Origin of the sequence: Carnobacterium sp. FSL E2-0243, from assembly GCF_038003605.1 — a bacterium.
Classification (GTDB): Bacteria; Bacillota; Bacilli; order Lactobacillales; family Carnobacteriaceae; genus Carnobacterium; species Carnobacterium maltaromaticum.
Genome location: NZ_JBBOPM010000001.1, coordinates 1598915 through 1617120, shown reverse-complemented (window position 1 = coordinate 1617120; position 18206 = coordinate 1598915). Strand labels below are relative to the sequence as shown.

At 35.4% G+C, this 18206-nt stretch carries 15 protein-coding genes and 1 other annotated feature (1 of these 16 cut by a window edge); of the genes, 2 read left to right on the top strand and 13 right to left on the bottom strand.

Annotated features, from left to right (window positions below):
• Positions 1–15: 15 nt before the first annotated feature.
• Positions 16–489, bottom strand: coding sequence for a ribosome maturation factor RimP (rimP, locus tag MHI00_RS07540; protein ID WP_010053087.1), 474 nt, complete (start codon positions 487–489; stop codon positions 16–18).
• Between the two features lie 500 nt (positions 490–989).
• On the opposite strand from rimP, the gene MHI00_RS07535 reads away from it, so the two are divergent.
• Entirely contained in the window at positions 990–1193 is a 204-nt protein-coding gene (locus MHI00_RS07535) for a hypothetical protein (protein ID WP_015076583.1), read from the top strand.
• 47 nt (positions 1194–1240) lie between these two features.
• Here the strand turns inward: MHI00_RS07535 and MHI00_RS07530 are convergent, their stop codons facing one another.
• The 6 genes from MHI00_RS07530 to MHI00_RS07505 form a co-directional block, all read right to left on the bottom strand.
• Positions 1241–5590 (bottom strand): PolC-type DNA polymerase III, encoded by a 4350-nt coding sequence (locus tag MHI00_RS07530; RefSeq protein ID WP_010053084.1) that lies wholly within the window; start codon positions 5588–5590, stop codon positions 1241–1243.
• A gap of 117 nt (positions 5591–5707) precedes the next feature.
• Complete coding sequence (locus MHI00_RS07525; protein WP_010053082.1) at positions 5708–7414, bottom strand: proline--tRNA ligase; 1707 nt, start codon at positions 7412–7414, stop codon at positions 5708–5710.
• A gap of 124 nt (positions 7415–7538) precedes the next feature.
• Complete coding sequence (rseP, locus tag MHI00_RS07520; RefSeq protein ID WP_010053081.1) at positions 7539–8810, bottom strand: RIP metalloprotease RseP; 1272 nt, start codon at positions 8808–8810, stop codon at positions 7539–7541.
• Between the two features lie 13 nt (positions 8811–8823).
• The gene (locus MHI00_RS07515) at positions 8824–9966 is read right to left on the bottom strand and encodes a 1-deoxy-D-xylulose-5-phosphate reductoisomerase (RefSeq protein ID WP_016356470.1); all 1143 of its coding nucleotides are present in this window, start codon (positions 9964–9966) and stop codon (positions 8824–8826) included.
• A 59-nt stretch (positions 9967–10025) separates the two neighbouring features.
• Positions 10026–10811 (bottom strand): phosphatidate cytidylyltransferase, encoded by a 786-nt coding sequence (locus MHI00_RS07510; RefSeq protein WP_010053078.1) that lies wholly within the window; start codon positions 10809–10811, stop codon positions 10026–10028.
• A gap of 386 nt (positions 10812–11197) precedes the next feature.
• Complete coding sequence (locus tag MHI00_RS07505) at positions 11198–11974, bottom strand: isoprenyl transferase (RefSeq protein ID WP_341112378.1); 777 nt, start codon at positions 11972–11974, stop codon at positions 11198–11200.
• 292 nt (positions 11975–12266) lie between these two features.
• On the opposite strand from MHI00_RS07505, the gene MHI00_RS07500 reads away from it, so the two are divergent.
• Complete coding sequence (locus tag MHI00_RS07500) at positions 12267–12536, top strand: hypothetical protein (protein WP_010053076.1); 270 nt, start codon at positions 12267–12269, stop codon at positions 12534–12536.
• Between the two features lie 165 nt (positions 12537–12701).
• Here MHI00_RS07500 and frr read toward each other — a convergent pair whose 3' ends face one another.
• The 6 genes from frr to pepT form a co-directional block, all read right to left on the bottom strand.
• The gene (frr, locus tag MHI00_RS07495; protein ID WP_010053074.1) at positions 12702–13259 is read right to left on the bottom strand and encodes a ribosome recycling factor; all 558 of its coding nucleotides are present in this window, start codon (positions 13257–13259) and stop codon (positions 12702–12704) included.
• Position 13260: 1 nt separating this feature from the next.
• The gene (gene pyrH / locus MHI00_RS07490; protein WP_010053072.1) at positions 13261–13983 is read right to left on the bottom strand and encodes a UMP kinase; all 723 of its coding nucleotides are present in this window, start codon (positions 13981–13983) and stop codon (positions 13261–13263) included.
• Positions 13984–14093: 110 nt separating this feature from the next.
• Complete coding sequence (gene tsf, locus MHI00_RS07485; protein WP_010053071.1) at positions 14094–14975, bottom strand: translation elongation factor Ts; 882 nt, start codon at positions 14973–14975, stop codon at positions 14094–14096.
• Between the two features lie 166 nt (positions 14976–15141).
• Positions 15142–15936, bottom strand: a complete 795-nt coding sequence (rpsB, locus tag MHI00_RS07480) for a 30S ribosomal protein S2 (protein WP_010053070.1) — start codon at positions 15934–15936, stop codon at positions 15142–15144.
• 212 nt (positions 15937–16148) lie between these two features.
• A complete protein-coding gene (locus MHI00_RS07475; protein ID WP_010053068.1) occupies positions 16149–16601 on the bottom strand; it encodes a GNAT family N-acetyltransferase in 453 nt (150 codons plus the stop codon).
• Positions 16602–16689: 88 nt separating this feature from the next.
• Positions 16690–17937 (bottom strand): peptidase T, encoded by a 1248-nt coding sequence (gene pepT / locus MHI00_RS07470; RefSeq protein WP_010053066.1) that lies wholly within the window; start codon positions 17935–17937, stop codon positions 16690–16692.
• A 200-nt stretch (positions 17938–18137) separates the two neighbouring features.
• Positions 18138–18206: a binding site (T-box leader), on the top strand (it continues 193 nt past the right edge of the window).

Genomic DNA, 18206 nt, shown 5'->3' with positions numbered 1-18206 from the left:
CTACGTATCATAAATTTAAAACTTGATCGCTAACCTTGCTTTCGCAATTTTCTTGCGATCGAATTCCATCTTTTTCTCTCTAGTTTTTATTCGAATTGTTAAAATCAAACTGTCTTCATTCACTTCTTCTAAAGTGCCTTCATACATTTTTTCGCCATCAACAGGTTCATACAATGAAATATTCACATAAGAACCAACTGCATTTTGATAATCCTGTTCTTTCTTCAAAGGTCTTTCTGCTCCTGGAGAAGAAACTTCTAAGAAATACGCTTGAGGGATTGGATCTGGATTAATAGCATCCATTTTTTCACTAATCTTTTCACTCACTAACGCACAGTCTTCAATGTCAATTCCACCGGGCTTATCAATGTACATTCTTAAAAACCAACTTTTACCTTCTTTTACAAATTCCACGTCAACCAATTCAAAATTAAATTCGTCAACGATTGGTTGAACAATAGTCTTGACCGTATCAACCACATTACTCAATCTCATCGCCTCCTTTAGACACTTTTCACCTGACTGCCGAAAAAGAGTGAGCGTCGCCGCTCACTCTCTACAGGATATCTAAATACATTAACTATAATACCACGTTTTTACAGTGTTTGCAACTAAAGTCAGGTAGTTTATCGAATCATTTTGTGGTGTAATAAAGGTTTTACTATCAAATAAAAAAACTCAACTTTCTTAGTTAATCTAATTACAAAATTATTTAGTGCTATTTGTCCATATTTTTTTTGCCATGGGTGTATTTATTCTGTTTAATGAACCCTTTCAAGATGCTTTATAAAAACTTTTAAAAGATACTTATTATCGCTATCAAGTACCTTACATTTTTGTTATAAGATTGTTAGATACTCCAATGGTAGATTGTTTTTAATGCTGATAAAATGAATGTTGAGGTGACAAAAACACGCCACATGAAACCTCCTTATTTTTCATTAACAGACTAAACCGGATTAAAAAAATTAGTGTCAGGAGGAACGTTTATGGATCAAGATTTTTTATTTATGTGTGGGATTATTGTCTTTTTCACAGGTGCTTTTTCATTAAGTTTATCAGGAATGTGCTACCGTTGGCGTGCTTTTCTAAATAAAAAAGCCTGGGATGGTTTAACATTGCCCTTTCTCTACTTTGGTTTGCCACTAGTTAGTATTGGATTAATTCTCATTTATTTCTATTATCCATACTAAAAATAAAAATAGGAACAAAGCCTATAATTCGGCTTGTTCCTATTTTTTTACATCATATCAAATAAAGATAATTGATTTTCGTCTGGTAAGTCTTTCAAAACATTGTTCTCAGTCATATACTCAATCAATGTTTTAGAAACTTTACCACGCTTCGCTAAATCTTCTTTAGATAAGAATTTCTTCTCTTCACGGGCAATACAAATTTGCTTCGCCACATTGGCTCCCAAACTTGGTACTGCTCTGAAAGGAGCAATTAAAGCGTTGCCTTCGATAATAAAATCATTTGCATCTGATTTATATAGATCAATCATTTTTATTTCAAAGCCACGCTCAACCATTTCATTACAAATTTCTAGTATTGTTAGTAAATTCTTTTCTTTGGTTGAGGCATCAAGGCCCTTATCATTTATTTCTTTCATTTTAGCTTTTAACGCTTCTTTTCCTTGGCTCATTGCGACTAAATCAAAATCAGCTGCACGAACTGATAGAAACGCTGCATAGTAAAGAATTGGAAAATGGACTTTATAATATGCCACTCGTAAAGCCATTAGAACGTAAGCTGCCGCATGGGCTTTAGGGAACATATACTTAATTTTCAAGCAAGAATCAATATACCAAGTTGGTATTTTTTCATCTCGCATTGATTTTTGCCAATCTTCTGGAATTCCTTTACCTTTACGCACACTTTCCATGATTTTAAAGGCTAATCCATCATCTAAACCATTATGAATCAAGTAGACCATAATATCATCCCGGCAACCAATTACTTGAGAAAGCGGAATATCTTTTGTTCGGATTAGCTCTTCGGCATTCCCTAACCAAACATCGGTACCATGTGATAACCCAGAGATTTGGAGTAACTCTGCAAAGGTAGTTGGCTTCGTTTGTTCCAACATCCCTCGAACAAATCTTGTTCCAAACTCAGGAATGCCAAGCGTTCCAGTATTTGATTCAATTTGCTTAGGAGTCACACCTAAGATTTCAGTCCCACCAAAAATTTGCATTACATCCGGATCGTCTGTTGGAATCGTTTTTGGATCGATCCCTGATAAATCTTGTAGCATCCGAATCACAGTTGGATCATCGTGACCTAGAATATCAAGTTTTAAAACATTATCGTGAATGGAATGGAAATCAAAATGGGTTGTTTTCCACTCAGAATCTTGGGCATCTGCCGGAAATTGAATCGGTGTGAAATCATAGACATCCATATAATCAGGAATAACAATAATTCCCCCAGGATGCTGTCCAGTTGTTCGTTTCACGCCTGTCGAGCCTTTAGCTAAGCGATCAACTTCAGCTGCTCGGAAATTTAAATTCATATCTCGTTCATAGCCTTTTACAAAACCATAGGCGGTTCGATCGGCAACCGTTCCAATTGTACCAGCCCGGAACACATAATCTTCACCAAATAAAACTTTGGTATAATCATGGGCTTTAGCTTGATAATCACCCGAAAAGTTTAAATCAATATCGGGGACTTTATCGCCGTGAAATCCTAAGAAGGTTTCAAAGGGAATATCATGACCGTCTTTAAACAAACGAGCACCACATTTTGGACAAGCTTTTTCTGGCAAGTCATATCCTGAACCAACGGAGCCATCTTCGAAAAACTCAGAATATTGACATTCTGGACAACGATAATGAGGTGGCATTGGATTTACTTCGGTAATTCCCGTCATTGTTGCAACAAAACTGGACCCAACGGAACCACGTGACCCAACCAAATAGCCCTCGCTGACACTTTTGTGTACTAGTTTTTGGGAAATTAAATAAATTACGGAGAAACCATTTCCAATAATACTTTTTAATTCTTTTTCAATCCGTTTTTCAACTATTTCGGGAAGCACTTCGCCATATAATCGATGAGCTTCATCATAACTTAATTTTCTAATTTCATCTTCAGAACCTTCAATTTTAGGTGTATATAAATCTGTTTTAACTGGCGTAATATCATCTGCGACTAAATCTGCAACTTTGTGCGTGTTTTCCACGACGATTCGCTCAGCCATTTCTTTCCCTAAAAAGCTAAATTCTTTTAGCATCTCATCAGTTGTCCTAAAATGAACTTCTGGCAAAATACTACGATTAAGCGGATTAGCACCACCTTGAGAATGAATCAAAATCTTGCGATAAGTGGAGTCTTCTGGATTTAAATAATGAACATTTCCAGTTGCCACTACTAACTTACCTAATTCATCACCCATTCGTACCATATTTCGAATAATTTCTTCTAAATCTTTTTCACTTTTTACTAGTTCACGCTCAATTAATGGTGCATAGACTGGTTTAGGCATGACTTCTAAATAGTCATAAAATTTGGCACGATTTTTTGCTTCATCGTAGCCTTTCTGCATCATTGCTTCAAAAACTTCGCCTGAGCTACATGCAGATCCAACAATAAGTCCTTCACGATATTCAGTTAGTTTTGACCTTGGAATTCGTGGTGTCCGATAAAAATAATTGACCATTGACATCGAAACAAGTTTGAATAAATTTTTCAATCCATCTTGGGTTGTCGCTATAATAGTGGCGTGGAAAGGTCGCGCTCGTTTATAGGAATCCCCTTCACCAATGTGCATATTTAATTCATCATGATAATGCATATCATGTTCTTCTCTAGCTTCTTTAATAAATATCCAGCATAATTGACCCGTTGATTCCGAATCATAAATGGCTCTGTGATGCTGTTCTAAATTTACACCATAGCGTTTTGCTAACGTATTTAAACGATGACTTTTTAATTGCGGATGTAAGAAACGTGACATTTCTAACGTATCAATAACTGGGTTTTCGGCTTCTGCTATATCATATTTGCCATAGCTTGTATTTAAGAATCCCATATCAAAACTAGCATTATGGGCTACTAAAATATCATCACCAGAAAACTCTTTAAACAGCCGTAAAACTTCTTCTTCAGATTTTGAGCCACGAACCATATCATCAGTAATTCCTGTTAAATTAATGGTTGTTTGGGACAACGGGTGACCTGGATCAATAAACTGTTCAAAAGTTTCAATAATATTGCCTTTATACATTTTTACTGCAGCCAATTCAATAATCGTATCATAGACTGCCGAAAGACCGGTTGTCTCCACATCAAAAACAACATAGGTTGCTTCGCTTAAAGCAATATGTTTTGGATTATAAGCAATTGGAACACCATCATCGACAATATTCGCTTCAATACCATATAAAATCTTAACCCCATTTTTCTTCCCGGCATGATAAGCATCTGGAAAAGATTGTGCGCCACTATGATCTGTAATAGCTACTGCTGGATGTCCCCATTTAGCTGCTTGTTCAACTAAATCGGTAATATTGTTTGTTGCATCCATTTGGCTCATATTGCTGTGCAAATGGAGTTCAACTCGTTTTTTATCTTCATCAGCTTTATCTTTTCTTAACTCTCGACTGACTTCGGTGATATCTCGTGCGCTCATCACTAAATCACGCATAAAGTTATCTTCTTGTACAGCTCCTCTAGCTCGAACCCACATACCTTTTTTCAAAGCTGCAAAGACAGCCTCATCTTCTGGCGAATTCGAAAACATTTTAACCGCAAAAGATGAAGTGTAGTCCGTAATTTTTAAAATTAAGATTTGGCGTTCGGAACGCAATACTCGCACTTCTACATCAAAGACATATCCTTCAATTGTCACACGACGTTCTTCTTCAATAATTTCAGCCATTGGCTTAATTTCTTCTTTATCATTGATTGCTCTTCCTAAGACTAATTTTCCTTTTGGAAGATTGGCAACTTTATTGTCACCGCCATTACGTTTTCTTTCTTCTTCAGCTTTTTGTAAATTATCCGCTGCACGTTCAGCTAAAAGTTGCTCGGCTTCTTCTTTTTTAGCTTTAAATTCAGCCAATTTCGCAGTATTCGCTTCTTCATCAATCACAGGTTCAATCCTAAATTTAGGAAAGCCGAGTTTTTGATAGTGCTCTTCAACTGGAGGCAGGTACTGATTCGTCAAATGACCTTTAACTACTTCATTTTCAACATAAAGTTGCACTTTTTTTAGATTCAGAACAGGTAACTGTTGGCGAAATAGTTGATTGATAATTGGTGAAGAAACACCACTACGCTTAACCGCTTCTGGCCAATAATGTTCTAATTTTTCAATCGTTAATTCTGGATTTTCGGTTTCAATAGAAAAAGAAATTGCGGCTATCGAACGAAAAGCAATCTGCAATTTCTCTGAAAAATTTTGGTAGATTTCAAATGGCAAAATATCTTGAAAATAAAAATCAAAATGCCATAACTTTGACTGTTTATGCACTGTTACTTTACGTATACTCGCTTTTTCAAAATAAGGTTGGTAGTCTAATTCTTGATGCAAATTAATTTGCTCCAATAATTTTTGAAATAATTCTTCTTGACTTAAACTCATAGGATACCCCTTTCGTCATAATTCTTTGACGGTATTTCCTGCTTTACACTTGAAAAAAGGCACACTTCCTAAAAAGGTGCCTTCTGATTTTACTTCTATTATTGTATCATAGTTTTACTAGTTTGCGTTTAATAAAATATTTAAGGTATCAATTAGTTCTTCTTTTTTAACTTCAATCGTTTCACTTGTTTTGCGTAATTTAATTTCCACGATACCTTCACTCGCTTTTTTACCAACTGTGATTCGTACTGGTAAACCAATTAAATCAGAATCTGCAAATTTAACACCGACACGCTCGTTACGATCATCCATTAAAACAGATAATCCGGCTTGTTTTAATTCAGTGTATAAATCGTCTGACAAGCTTGTTTGATCTTCTGCCTTCATATTAACAGGAATTAAATGAACTTCATATGGTGCAATGTTACGTGGCCAGTTTACACCACGGTCATCTGCTTGCTGTTCAACAATAGCTGAAAGTAAACGACTAACGCCAATACCGTAACACCCCATAATAACTGGAATAGAACGACCATTTTGATCTAAGATTGTCGCATTCATTGATTCACTGTAGCGAGTACCTAATTTGAAAATATGTCCAATTTCAATTCCTTTAGTGAACTTAATGACACCTTGTCCATCAGGCGATAATTCCCCTTCTAAAACAAAACGTAAATCAAGGTACTCTTCAACTTTTAAATCACGATCTGGATTCACGTTGATGAAATGGAAACCTTCTTCATTTGCGCCACAAACAGCATTTCCTAAATCTTGTACATAACGATCAGCAATCACTTGGATTTCTTCTGGAACATTAATTGGTCCAAGAGAACCAAAACTAGCACCTAACAACTCAGAAGCTTGTTCATCGGTTGCCATTTCTAAGAAGTCTGCATTTAAATGATTTTTCAATTTCACATCATTGATTTCATGATCTCCACGAACAACAACTAAAACAGGTTTTTCATCGGCAATAAATAAAATACTCTTAATCACACGGCTTTCTTCAACTTCTAATAAATTCGCAACTTCTTCGACTGTTTTCACACCTGGAGTTGCAACTTTTTCCAGTTCTTTTTCAATCTCGTGGGATTTTTTGCGCATGTAAAAATTTGTCGCCATTTCTAAGTTTGCTGCATAGTCACTGGCATCAGAATAACAAATTGTATCTTCACCAATATCTGAAATCGCCATAAACTCTTTTGAATCACTACCGCCCATTGCTCCACCGTCACCGATGATGCTACGGAACTCTAAACCACAACGTTCAAAAATACGATTATATGCTTGTTCAAATTGACGATACCCTACATCTAAACTTTCATCGCTATCGTGGAAAGAATAGGCATCATTCATAATAAATTCGCGACCACGTAATAAACCAAAACGCGGACGTTTTTCATCACGGAATTTTGTTTGAATTTGGTAAAGTGATAATGGCAAACGTTTATATGAATTAATTTCATCACGAATTAAGGTTGTAAAAGCTTCTTCATGAGTTGGTCCTAATAAGAAATCACGTCCATTACGGTCTTTTAAACGCATTAAATTTGGTCCGTATGTTTCGTAACGACCAGATTCTTCCCATAATTCTTTAGGTAGTAATGAAGGCATTAACATTTCAACTGCATCTATTTTTTCAAATTCTTCACGAATAATTGTTTTTAACTTTTCAATTACTAGATTAGCTAATGGTAAATAGCTGTATACGCCACTTGAAATTTGACGGATGTATCCAGCTCTTAATAACATTTGATGACTGATAACCTCAGCATCGTTTGGAACTTCCCTTAATGTTGGGACAAATAATTTTGATTGTTTCATTCTTCTTCTCCTTTATGCACTTCATTCTATCCCTCTATCAGACTTCTCCAAAAGTTTACTCTAAAAGACAAGATAGAATATGTGCGGTTCGACTTTTACATTACTTAATTATAAGCTTTCTAGACTAAAAGAAATAGCGTTGGATATCGTTCCAAGTCACTAAAATCATCAACAACATCATTAAACCAAAACCAACCATTGTAATGATACCTTCTTTATCTGGATCTAAAGGTTTGCGTCTGATGCCTTCTATAATATTTAACAATAACTTTCCACCATCTAAAGCTGGTATGGGAAGTAAATTAACAATACCTAAATTAATACTCAAAACAGCTAGGAAATTAAACACGCCCATAAAACCAATTTGAACGACTTGCTCTGTTGCTGCATAAATCCCTACTGGACCTGAGAACATTCCAATATTAAACCCTTTGGTAAAAATAGAGCCTAAAACTGTTACGATTTGAACCATAATAAACCATGTTTGGGTAAATCCGTATGCAATCTTCGCTCCAAATGAAGTATCAATTGCTGGTCCAATTCCAATCTGACCAATTTTTTTATCTTCAACTTTTACAGATTTAGGTGTTACATTGATTGTTTCTTTTTTGCCAGCTTTTGTTTCAACATCCAATTTAATTTCTTTGGCTGGATGAGCTTGAATCGTTGTTGCTAACATTGTCCAATCTGACATTTTTTTTCCGTCAACTGCTAAAATAGTATCGCCTTGAACAAGTCCAGCTTTAGCCGCTACGCTGTCAGAGGCTATCTCACCTAATTGCGTACTATGACTCACAACCCCGCCTTGCATAAAAGCAATCACGGTAAAGGCTAAAATTGCTAAAATAAAATTATTCATAGGTCCTGCAAAGTTTGTCATCATTCGTTTAGGTAAGCTTGCAGATTGAAATTGAACATCAATCGGAGCAATCTGAACCTCTGTACCGTCTTCTTCAATAATAGTCGCATCATGTAGGACAGGATAGCGAACTAACTCGTCTTCATTTCCTGCTAGATATCCTTCAACGTGTAAATCCTTTTCCAAATCAATTGAAACGACTTCCATTGGAACAGCTTCCATCAATTGGGTTTTCTTAGAGGTATTAATCGTTGTCACAATACCTTCAGAATTAATAATTAAACCAATCGGCATACCGGGTTTAATTTCGGTTTCATCTTCCCCGTAACCAGCCATACGTACATAGCCACCAATTGGTAAAATTCTAATCGTATAGGTTGTTCCATTTTTACGATAAGAAAAAATTTTCGGTCCAAATCCAATCGCGAATTCGCGTACGAGGATTCCCGATTTTTTAGCAAAATAGTAATGTCCGTATTCATGTACGACTACTAAAATACTAAAAACAATCAAAAATGTGATAATCGTTGTTACCATAGAATTCGCTCCTTTATAGCCAACTTGTGACTAATTTTCTTGTTTCTTTGTCAACATTAAGAATGGTTTCCAAATCTGGATTTTTTACATAATTATCCAGTTTAATCGCTTTTTCTACATAGTTCTCAATCTCCAAAAAGGAAATTTGCCCTTTTATAAACGCTGCAACAGCTATTTCATTCGCTGCATTCATCATGGTTGGTGCGGTACCACCCATTTTACCAGTCTCATAGGCTAGGGCTAACAATGGAAAACGTTCAAAATCCATTTCAGCAAAATGTAAAGCGCCAATCTTTGCTAAATCAAAGGGTTTTGGCTGAATCATTGGAATGCGCTTTGGATAAGACAATGCATACTGAATCGGCTCACGCATGTCACTAGCTCCCATTTGGGCCATAACGGCTCCATCGACAAAACTGACCATTGAATGTACAATGCTTTCTTTGTGTAAAACAACTTTAATTTTATCATAAGTCAGACCAAATAACCAATGTGCTTCGATAACTTCCAAACCTTTGTTCATCATTGTCGCAGAATCAATCGTAATTTTCTGACCCATTGCCCAATTTGGATGGTTTAAAGCATCTGATAAAGTTACATTAACTAACTCTTTACGACTTAACTCTCGAAAACTACCACCAGATGCTGTAATAATTAGTTCTTCTACTTCGCTAATATTTTCACCTTGTAGACATTGAAAAATAGCTGAATGCTCACTATCAACAGGCAGTAACTTAACATTTTTTTCTTTCGCTAAATTCATAACCAGAGCACCTGCCATGACTAACGTTTCCTTATTAGCGATGGCGACAGTTTTACCAAGTTCAATAGCTGTCAGTGTTGGCAATAAACCCACACTACCACTTAAGGCTGTTACTACTAATTGAACTTCTGAGTCAGCAACAACTTCTGATAATCCTTCTATACCATAAGTAAAGCGAATTTCGGGAAATTCTAATGAAAGTCCAGCTGCATCCTCTTTCGTAGCTACTGAAACAAGTTTGGGTTGCAGTTTTTGAATCAGCTTGCGCCCTTTTTCCTTATTTTGGTAGAAAGAAAAGGCGACTATTTGAAATTGATCTGGATGGGCAGTAACAACAGCTACTGTGTTTTCACCAACAGACCCTGTTGCACCTAACAAGCATATTTTTTTCATATTAGATTAAAAGTAGCTATCAAAGGCTGACAACTACTTTCCCACTCCCTTTCAACAAATTAAATAAGTGCAACTAAATGAAGCATTGGTAAAACAAATAATAGACTATCAAAGCGGTCTAAAATTCCACCATGTCCGGGTAAAATCTTACCTGAATCCTTAACATCATAATGACGTTTAAAAGCGGACTCCACTAAATCACCTAATTGACCGAAAATAGAAAATAGAACCGTTAAAGCTAACATGATGCCCATTGAGTAATCTTGTGGATAAAATGTTAAATATAGAGCTGCTACTACTAGAGCTGATAAAATACCACCTAATGATCCTTCAATCGTTTTATTCGGACTAATTGCTGGAGCTAATTTATGCTTCCCAATTTTTCTACCAAACATATAGGCGCCGATATCTGTTGCCCAGACAACAAAAAGAATATACATTAACAAATCTAAGCCTGCAGCGCGAGTAGCAATAAAATAATGGAAGCCATATCCAATATACAAAGCACCTAGAATAGCCACACCTGCATCATCAAAAGAAAAGCTATTTTTCGAGAACACAGTACAAACTAATAATAAAATTCCGCAAATATAAAATAAATAAAGCGGGGAATAATTACTTGGTAAAAAACTCAGACGTTCCGTTGGTACTAATAGTAGCAACATACCGATACTAGCTAATAACCCCTCTATTGTAAAAAATGAGTTACCTTTCATTCTAAATAATTCAAACAAGCCTACTAAACCCATCGCAGCTGCCACAATTTCTAAAGTCCATGATCCAATATAAAGAACAGGGATAAAAAATACTAAAGCAACTACTGCTGTAATAACACGTTGTTTCACTTTACGTTCCTCCTTTAATAAAAAGCTCGTTGAATCGGTTAGCTCTGACAAGAAAATAGGAAAAATTGATAGGACGCTTCTTGTCCTCTCGAATTTTTATCTTTTTCTCGAAGAGTTGACTCAAAAGAGCTAGCCTTGATAAAAAGCTCGTTGAGTCGGTTTAGCTCTGACAAGAAAATAGGAAAAATTGATAGGACGCTTTTTGTCCTCTCGAATTTTTATCTTTTTCTCGAAGAGTTGGCTCAAAAGAGCTAGCCTTGATAAAAAGCTCGTTTAATAATTTCAGTACTAAACAAAATACTAAAGACATTTGATACGAACTTTTCGTCGCCTCTAGTCACCTATTTTTTACATCCTATCAAACTCAAAAATAACCACCTAATAAATTATAAGCCACCGAATCTCCGATGACGAGTTTGATATACTCCGATAGCTGTTTCTAGGACGTCTTCATCAAAGTCTGGCCATAAAACTTTTGAGAAATAGAATTCACTATATGCCACTTGCCATAGTAAAAAATTGCTAACCCGTTCCTCACCACTAGTTCGAACCAATAAATCTGGATCTTGGTAGTCACCCAATGTATGCGTCATTAAGGCCTCTGCATAAACTTCCTCTGTAATTTCATCAAGTTTCAATTGATTATTTTGAACTTTTTCAGCAACTATCTTTGTAGCCTCAAGCATTTCACTACGACTGCCATAATTTAAGGCAAAATTCAAAATCATACCAGTATTGTGCTTCGTATCTTCAATGGCTTTTTCAACTGCTTTTTTTGTGTGATCAGGCAATTGATCAACAAATCCCATGACATTCACTTTGACATTTTCTTTAATTAAGTCGGGAACAAATGTATCGAAAAAATCAACAGGCAGCTGCATTAAAAAACTGACTTCATCGGTTGGGCGCTTCCAGTTTTCTGTTGAAAACGCATAGAGCGTTAAAACTTTAACGCCTAGTTTATTTGCATGTTTAGTAATTTTTTTTACTGTATTCATGCCTTCTCGGTGTCCTGCAACTCGTGGCAGGAATTTTTTTTGTGCCCAGCGTCCATTGCCATCCATGATGATAGCAATATGATTGGGGATTACTTCATTTTCTTGAAAAGGATGCGGATTTGTTCCAGCTTGTTGTTTTCCTTTTCGCTTAAATAAATGTTTCAAGTAGTTCCCTCCAATTTCTGTACTCAACTTAATCTATTGTAGCAAAAAGTTAAAGACATTCCTATTAGTTTTGCAAAAAATCCTACATTTTTCACATGATTTATATTTGTTCGTTAAACTTCTTTTCTATTTTAAAGGATATAAGACCGCTTGACTACTTTATTTGTGTTAAATTTTAGTTAATTAGCTCTAATAGTCTATTAAAACCTGCTCATTTGAAAGGGTTATCATTTGACTAGGTTTGGTTGCTTTAGTATGCTTATTTTATCTAATAGAGAAAGAAGGAATCGATATGGATGATTTTACAGAGTTCACAGATAGCGAAACGAAAAAAGTAGCAGCGCTACAAGAAATTGCAGATACCGTTGACCGTCTAGATACTATTTTAGAAGAACTTAAAGGAACAGATAACAAATTAAAAGCTTGGTATGAACAAAAAAAAGCCGTTTATGAAATCAAAAAAATCTTGCATGATGCGACTCATTACGAACGTTACAACAAAGCTGAAGCAGATGAATTTTTAAGCGAATATAATAGCTTTGTTCGTCCAAAACAACCCTAATATTTCAACATAAATTTTTTCAGATTAAAATAAACCAACATTTAAGGACCACAGTCCATCTTTGATGGATGTGTATCTTGGTTCTAAGTTGCTAAAGCAACAATAACCATGAAAAAAAGAGGCTAAGGATCAAAAATCCTTAACCTCTTTTTTAACTGATTGCTCTTATACTTCTAAGAGTTCTTTTTCTTTATCTGCTGCAATCTTATCAAGATTTTTAACACTATCATCTGTCAATTTTTGAGCTTCTGTTTCATAGTTGCGTAATTCATCTTCAGTCATTTCTTTATTTTTCTCTGCTTTTTTCAACTCATCAATTAAATCACGACGAATATTTCGAACAGTTACTTTAGAATTTTCAGCTTCTTTTTTAACTCTTTTCGCTAATTCTTTACGACGCTCTTCTGTTAACATTGGAATCACTAAACGAATCACATTTCCGTCGTTTGTTGGGGTAATTCCAACATCACTTTGCATTAATGCACGTTCGATATCTTGTAAAGATGTTTTATCAAATGGTGATACCATTAAAACTCGTGCTTCTGGAATCGTGATTGAAGCCAATTGGTTTAATGGAGTTGGTGCTCCATAATACTCTACTTGAATACGATCTAAAATACTCGCATTTGCGCGACCAGCACGGATAGAACCTAATTCACGTTGTAAAGCTTGTTCAGCCTTTGTCATTTTTTCTTTTGCTTCATTTAATAATACTTGACTCATTTTATTTCCCCCTCACTGTTGTACCGATTGTTTCTCCCAGCGCAACACGTTTAATATTGCCCGTTTCATTTAAGTTAAAGACCACCAATGGAATATCATTGTCCATACTTAATGAACTTGCTGTTGTATCCATAACCTGTAACCCTTTATTAATAATTTCTAAATGAGTTAATTCTTCAAATTTAGTAGCTGTAACGTCGACTTTTGGATCTGCTGAGTAGACTCCATCAACATTGTTTTTAGCCATCAAAATAACATCCGCATCAATTTCAGCAGCACGCAATGCAGCAGTTGTATCTGTTGAAAAATAAGGATTCCCTGTTCCACCTGCAAAAATAACAACACGCCCTTTTTCTAAATGGCGCATAGCTTTGCGACGAATATAAGGTTCTGCAATTTGACGCATTTCAATTGATGTTTGAACTCGTGTTGGAACGCCAACAGTTTCTAAATTATCTTGTAACGCTAAAGCATTCATAACGGTTGCTAGCATTCCCATATAGTCTGCTTGAGCACGGTCCATTCCCATTTGAGAACCAACTTGTCCACGCCAAATATTTCCACCACCAACAACAATAGCGATTTCAACACCAAGATCATGCACTTCTTTAATTTCTTTCGCAATCTCTCTAATTGTTGGCGGTTTAATACCGAATCCTTCTTCTCCAGCTAAAGCTTCTCCGCTTATTTTTAAGACAATACGTTTGTATTTTGGTTTGTTCATGTTAGCTTCCCTCCATTGGCTTCATTACTCTTCTATTTTAACATAATTGCAAGAAAAAAGGGAGCGCTCAATACGATGCGTTCCCTTTCTCATTAAAGTCTCAGGTTTGATTATTTATTTACTTGACTCATTACTTCTTCAACAAAGTTATCTTCGCGTTTTTCAATTCCGTCTCCAACTTCAAAGCGGACAAATGTTTTCACAGATGCGCCTTTAGATGCTAAAAATTGTCCAACAGTTTGGTCTGGATCTTTAACGAATGGTTGGTCAACTAAACTGATTTCAGCTAAATATTTATTCAAACGACCTTGAATCATTTTTTCAACGATATTAGCTGGTTTTCCTTCGTTTAATGCTTGTTCAGTTAGAATTTTTGTTTCATGAGCAATTTCATCTTGTGAAACTTGGTCACGTGAAACATATTTAGGATTGATTGCAGCAATGTGCATAGCAACATCTTTAGCAATTTCTTCATCAGTTGTTCCTTCGATTAAAGTTAAAACAGCAATACGTCCACCCATATGCAAGTATGCACCAAAAGCAGAGTTGTCATCTTTAGTTAAACGTTCGAAACGACGGAAGCTGATTTTTTCACCAATTACAGTCGTTGCTTCCATGATTTCAGAGCTAATTGTACCACTAGCAGTTTTGATTTCTAAAGCTTCTTCAAGAGTTGCTGGATTTGCTTCAGCTACTTGGCGAGTTACTTCTGCAACTAATGTTTGGAATTGATCATTTTTAGAAACGAAATCTGTTTCTGAATTAATTTCTACGATTGCAGCAGTATTTCCTTCAACAAAAACACTTGCTAAACCTTCAGCAGCTACACGGTCTGCTTTTTTAGCAGCTTTTGCCATTCCGTTTTCTCTCAAATGGTCAACGGCTTTATCAATGTCACCTTCTACGGCTACTAATGCTCTTTTCGCATCCATCATTCCAACACCGGTCATATCACGTAATTTTTTAACTAAAGCTGCAGTTACTTGTGTCATTTTTATATTTCCTCCTAATAGATAATGTTTGATTTTCAATTTATTTATAGAAAACTCCATAAATAAAAATTAGGCTATCTCTAAAAGAGAAATGATGCCGCTTCGTAAAAAGTCGCTCTCACTTCTCTCTTTACTCGAGACAGCCTAAAAGTTTTATATTGGTTGATTATTCAGCGTTGTCGCCTTCAACTACTTCAACGATTTCTTCGATTGATGCAGTTTCAGTACCTTCTTCTGCTACAACTTCAGCAACAAAAGTTTCTTCAACAACTTCATCTTCACCTTGACGACCTTCAATCATTGCATCAGCCATTTTAGCTGTCAATAATTTAACGGCACGAATTGCATCGTCATTCGCTGGAATAACTACGTCAATCTCGTCTGGATCACAGTTAGTATCAACGATACCTACGATAGGAATGTTTAATTTGTGAGCTTCTTGAACAGCAATACGTTCTTTACGAGGGTCAACAATAAACATTACATCTGGGATTCTAGGCATATCTTCGATACCGCCTAAGAATTTTTGTAAACGTTCGCGTTGTTTAACTAAGATTCCAACTTCTTTCTTTGGAAGAACTTCGAAAGTTCCGTCTTCTTCCATTTTGTTGATCTCTTTCAAACGTTTGATACGTTTTTGGATTGTATCCCAGTTAGTTAAAGTTCCACCTAACCAACGGTGATTTACAAAGTATTGACCTGAACGAATTGCTTCGTCTTTAACAGCTTCTTGAGCTTGTTTTTTAGTTCCTACGAATAGCGCGATTCCGCCATTTTCAGCAACATCTTTCATGTAGTTGTAAGCTTCGTCTACTAATTTAACTGTTTTTTGCAAGTCAATAATGTAGATTCCGTTTCTTTCTGTAAAGATGTAGCGTTTCATTTTAGGGTTCCAACGACGTGTTTGGTGACCGAAATGAACACCTGCTTCTAGCAATTGTTTCATTGAGATTACTGCCATGATGATTTTCCTCCAATATGGTTTTTTATTTTCCTCCCTCGAATTCAACTGTAAGGAGACTTGAGTTGCTCAAGCACCATTCCTTTACATCCTTCAAGGTGTGAAATTAGTTGGTTTTTACACCGTTTATAATTTTACTACACAGACGAATACTTTGCAAGAGTTTTCTTATATCTAGCACTTTTGATAAAACTTATGGCTCAACAAGTCTTTCAATGGGATACGTCCAAATAATAAATCTCTTCCCCATTTTCATCAACTTTAGTTGTAGTGATAAATCCGTACGCTTCATAAAATTTTCTAGCGTTTTGATTTTCAGGATAGAAACTTAAAAGGATTTGCTTCAGTTCATATTCAGTTGGTAAGTATTGACAAATTTTTTCTAAAAATAGTTTACCGAGGCCATGACTTTGACTGGCTTCACCAATCATAAAACGGTCTAACCAAATTGAGCGGTTAGTTGAATCATAACAACCATACATAGCAAAACCCACTAATTGATTTTCACTATATAAACCTACTGGAACCCAATCTTCTCCTTCAAATACAGCTTCTAAAAGGGACTCAGCATTGCTTTCAATAAAATTTTCTTGCCCCTTAGCTACCTTGAGTTGAACAATTTCTCGCCAATTTTCTTTTGTAACCCTTCTTATTTCTGTTTTCATTATATCCCTCTTCTATTGATTAATTTATCAATCGTAACTTTAACATAACCAAGCTAAAATTTAATTAAAAAATGAGGATATAACTTTTTTAAAGTTGACTATTTTTATTTTTTGTCACATTTAACTGACTAATTTCTATTATCGTTGCTGTGGCTTTTTCCATGCTTTCAACACTAATAAATTCATAGCGACCATGAAAATTTTCTCCACCTGTAAATAAGTTAGGGCATGGTAACCCTAAATAAGAAATTTTAGAACCATCTGTTCCGCCTCTGAAAGGTTCCACAATGGCTTTAATACCAATATTTTTCATCGCCTCAATTGCCAATTGAATAATTTCAGGTTTTTTTTGAATTATTTCACCCATATTATAATATTGATCTTTCAAAACTAAGCTGATAGCTTCATAACCTAAATCTAGATTCATTCTATCGACTAAGTTTTCAAAAAATTGTTTACGTTCACTAAATTTTTGCTGATCATGATCACGAATAATATACGTTAACTGAGCATCTTCTACATCTCCACTCAAGTTATTTAGTAAATAAAAACCTTCATAACCCGCTGTTCTTTCAGGAACTTCATTTTGTGGCAATGCCGCATCAAACTCTAAAGCTATTTTCAATGCATTAATCAACGTATTTTTAGCAACACCTGGGTGTACACTCTTTCCTTTAATTACAATTTTAGCCTCAGCGGCATTAAAGGTTTCATACTCTAAACGTCCGACCGTGCCACTATCAATTGTATAAGCAAAATCCGCACCGAAATTAACTACATCAAATAAGTCTGCTCCCCTGCCTATTTCTTCATCGGGACCAAACGCAACTTTAATCATTCCATGCTCAATTTCCGGATTTTGAATAAAGTAATCTATTGCTGTCACAATCTCAGCTATTCCAGCTTTATCATCTGCTCCTAAAAGAGTGGTGCCGTCTGTCGTAATTAACGTTTCCCCAATATAATTTTTTAAATTTGGAAAATCAGTGGGCTTCAATTTAATATCCAAATCTGAATGGAGTATTAGCTCTTTCCCATCGTAATTAGGATGTATTTGTGGTTGAATATTTACTGCATTAAAATCGGCCGTATCAATATGGGCAATAAAACCAATAGTTGGTACTTTATAGCTAGTTGTACTAGGTAAAGTTGCTGTTACAAAGCCATTTTTGACATTCAACTGAACATCTCTCAAACCTAAATTCGTTAATTCTACAACTAAATCTTTAGCAAAATCTGTTTGTGATGTTGTTGTAGGGACTGTCGAACTTGTTGGATCTGAACGGGTTTCTTTTTTTACATAGGTCATAAAACGTTGAACCAAATCGGGATACATATACTTCCTCATTTCTCGCTATTGCGCTCTCATTTGTTTTTCACTTTTAATTAGTATACCTAAAAAAGACTCATGAATCCATTCTATTTAGTTGCTTTAAATCATTTTAAAATTGTCTATTGACAAGCACCTAAAGAATTTGTTATGATTCATCCATAGATTAGAAATAGATGTTTTTTTAATGAGAAATAAATGAATAACTAACAACTTTGAGAAGGAAAGTAGATATAAATAAGCTTTTAGAGAGCCCTCATTTGCTGAAAAAGGGC

Bases quoted from the DNA above. Each gene is read 5' to 3' on its own strand.
- MHI00_RS07535 (WP_015076583.1), top strand. From the start codon at position 990: ATGGATCAAGATTTTTTATTTATGTGTGGGATTATTGTCTTTTTCACA.
- frr (WP_010053074.1), bottom strand. From the start codon at position 13,259: ATGAGTCAAGTATTATTAAATGAAGCAAAAGAAAAAATGACAAAGGCT.
- MHI00_RS07525 (WP_010053082.1), bottom strand. From the start codon at position 7,414: ATGAAACAATCAAAATTATTTGTCCCAACATTAAGGGAAGTTCCAAAC.
- pepT (WP_010053066.1), bottom strand. From the start codon at position 17,937: ATGTATCCCGATTTGGTTCAACGTTTTATGACCTATGTAAAAAAAGAA.
- MHI00_RS07515 (WP_016356470.1), bottom strand. From the start codon at position 9,966: ATGAAAAAAATATGCTTGTTAGGTGCAACAGGGTCTGTTGGTGAAAAC.
- MHI00_RS07530 (WP_010053084.1), bottom strand. From the start codon at position 5,590: ATGAGTTTAAGTCAAGAAGAATTATTTCAAAAATTATTGGAGCAAATT.
- rpsB (WP_010053070.1), bottom strand. From the start codon at position 15,936: ATGGCAGTAATCTCAATGAAACAATTGCTAGAAGCAGGTGTTCATTTC.
- rseP (WP_010053081.1), bottom strand. From the start codon at position 8,810: ATGGTAACAACGATTATCACATTTTTGATTGTTTTTAGTATTTTAGTA.
- MHI00_RS07500 (WP_010053076.1), top strand. From the start codon at position 12,267: ATGGATGATTTTACAGAGTTCACAGATAGCGAAACGAAAAAAGTAGCA.
- MHI00_RS07475 (WP_010053068.1), bottom strand. From the start codon at position 16,601: ATGAAAACAGAAATAAGAAGGGTTACAAAAGAAAATTGGCGAGAAATT.
- tsf (WP_010053071.1), bottom strand. From the start codon at position 14,975: ATGACACAAGTAACTGCAGCTTTAGTTAAAAAATTACGTGATATGACC.
- pyrH (WP_010053072.1), bottom strand. From the start codon at position 13,983: ATGAACAAACCAAAATACAAACGTATTGTCTTAAAAATAAGCGGAGAA.